Below are 2,095 nucleotides of genomic sequence, written 5' to 3'. Positions count from 1 at the left end.
ACGCCGCGTCTGCCCGCCGCGCCGCTGGCCGAACTGCCCCGCGTCAGCGTCATCGTCCCGATTTACAATTCGCCGCAAAGTGTACAAAGCTGCATCGCCTCGGTGCTGCGCCATTCGCCGAATGCGCGGCTGATACTGGTCGACGATGCGAGCACCGATGCGCGCATCGCGCCCATCCTCGACGACGCGGCGAAGCACCGGCAGGTGCATGTCCACCGCAACGAGCGCAATCGCGGCTATACCGGCAGCGTCAACATCGGCATGCGCCTCGCCGGCGGTGACGACGTGGTGCTGCTCAACAGCGACACCGAGGTCGGCCCACGCTGGCTGGCCGCGCTGAAGATCGCCGCCTACTGTGCCGACGACATCGGCACAGTCACCGCGGTATCCGACAACGCCGGCGCATTCAGTGTGCCCGAGCTGGAACAGCATTGCCCGCCACCCGCGCGCTGGACGCTCGCCCAGGCGCAACGCGCCGTGCTGCAGCAGGCCGGCACGCGTTATCCACAACTGCCGACCGGCAACGGTTTCTGCATGTACGTCAAGCGCGTGCTGATTGCGCGCATCGGGCCGATGGACGAAGCCGCGTTTCCGCAGGGCTACGGCGAGGAAAACGATTTCTGCCAGCGTGGGGAACGCGCCGGTTATCGAAATCTGATCGCCGGCAACGTGCTCGTGCACCACGAACGCAGCGCGAGCTTCGGCGACGAACGTCGCGCCACGCTCGGCGCGCAGGGCATGGCCGTGCTGCGCGAGCGTTATCCGAACTACGAGAACGAAGTCGGTGCGACGCTGTGGAGTTTCGAGCGGCACGCACTCGACTGGCGCGTGCGCCGCATCTACGCCGACGGCGACACGACCTACGCGAAGCAGCCACCGAAACCGCGCCTGCTGCTCGCCGCCGATCCGCAGGACGCGGGCACAGCCAAGCTGCTCGCGACCTTGTCACGCAACCAGGAATGTTTTCTGTTACGTAATGACGGCGACCGCGTCGGCTTGTACCGGCTTGAAGGCGCCACGTTCCATGCCCAGGATTCCGTCGAACTCGGCCACGATGCCGCCGCGCTCGCGCGCGTCGAAACGCGCCTGCGCGAATGGCTGGTCGGCTACGCGATCGAATCGGTGCATGCGCGCGGCAGCGCGGCGAGCGATCGCTGGCTCGCGACAATTGCCGCCGAATTCGACGTTCCGACTTTGTAGGCGTCTAGGGCGCCTCGAAAAACCGTAGCGAGCGAAGAGAATTTGCGCGTCGCCGGAGCGCAGGAACCGGAGTGTACAAACAGTATGCGAGGATTACATGCCGCTCCTGCGGCATGCCCTGCGGGCCAGCTTCGCTGTTCGCTTCGGCCTCCTGCCTTCGCAGTCCGAGCACCGCCGGCGCGCAACATCGAGCGCAGTAGGTTTTTTGAGGTGCCCTACTTTATGACGCCGGGCAGGAACGATTGCCAGCGCAGACCACGCTTGTGCGTGCCGACCGGGCTTTCGCCGAGATTGTTGCCGGCATCGTCGTTCGGTGCCGAGGAACCGGCGGTCACCGCAGGCTGAACCGAGGCGACCTCGGGCCTGGCGACGGGCGCCACGACCTTCGGCGCCGCAGGCGTCACCGTCGCCGGCAGCGGCGTGGCGACGGCCTTGGCCGTGCCGACCCCGTCGGTGTCGCAGCAATGCCCAGCTTCGGAATACAGGCCGGCACCAACAAAAGCCAGCAAGGCGGCGAGAACGACGTAGCGTGGATGCGTGCGGTTCATCGGAATACTCATCTTGCAGGTTGGGGATGGTCGCACGCCGGCAAGGCACGCGCCAGTGTCTGATATCAGCTGAGAAGCAGTAATCGTGCCACCAGGAAAAAACGTTTCCAATCAATGCTCCCCAGGAATTCGCCGGCGCGTCCGCGTGTCCGCTGCGGACAGTCGGACAGGCGCATCGATGGCGGTCATCACATACAGATGCCGCAGCGGCGGCAAAGGTTGCATCGCCCGGTCTCTCGCTGCGATGCAGTATCGATGCACTATCATCGACCCATGGCCATCGACCCGTCCGCCCTGCTCGCCGCGCTGTCCGCCGAACACGCGGTCTCGGGTGCCGAGCTCGCGCG

General features: G+C 65.8%; 2 protein-coding genes. One reads left to right on the top strand and one right to left on the bottom strand.

Going from position 1 to position 2,095, the window contains the following annotated elements:
• A partial coding sequence (locus VF497_RS00915) for a glycosyltransferase family 2 protein (protein WP_330885338.1) occupies positions 1-1,200 on the top strand: 1,200 nt, incomplete at its 5' end.
• 215 nt (positions 1,201-1,415) lie between these two features.
• Here the strand turns inward: VF497_RS00915 and VF497_RS00910 are convergent.
• A complete protein-coding gene (locus tag VF497_RS00910; RefSeq protein ID WP_330885336.1) occupies positions 1,416-1,748 on the bottom strand; it encodes a hypothetical protein in 333 nt (110 codons plus the stop codon).
• Positions 1,749-2,095 lie beyond the last annotated feature (347 nt).

The sequence above is a fragment of the Rudaea sp. genome, assembly GCF_036383415.1.
Classification (GTDB): Bacteria; Pseudomonadota; Gammaproteobacteria; order Xanthomonadales; family Rhodanobacteraceae; genus Rudaea.
The sequence above is the reverse complement of the archived record's forward strand: the minus strand, read 5'-3'. Positions and strand labels throughout refer to the sequence as shown.

What these genes read in the sequence shown, in the direction of transcription:
- VF497_RS00910 (WP_330885336.1), bottom strand. Translation starts at nt 1,748, where the DNA reads ATGAACCGCACGCATCCACGCTACGTCGTTCTCGCCGCCTTGCTGGCT.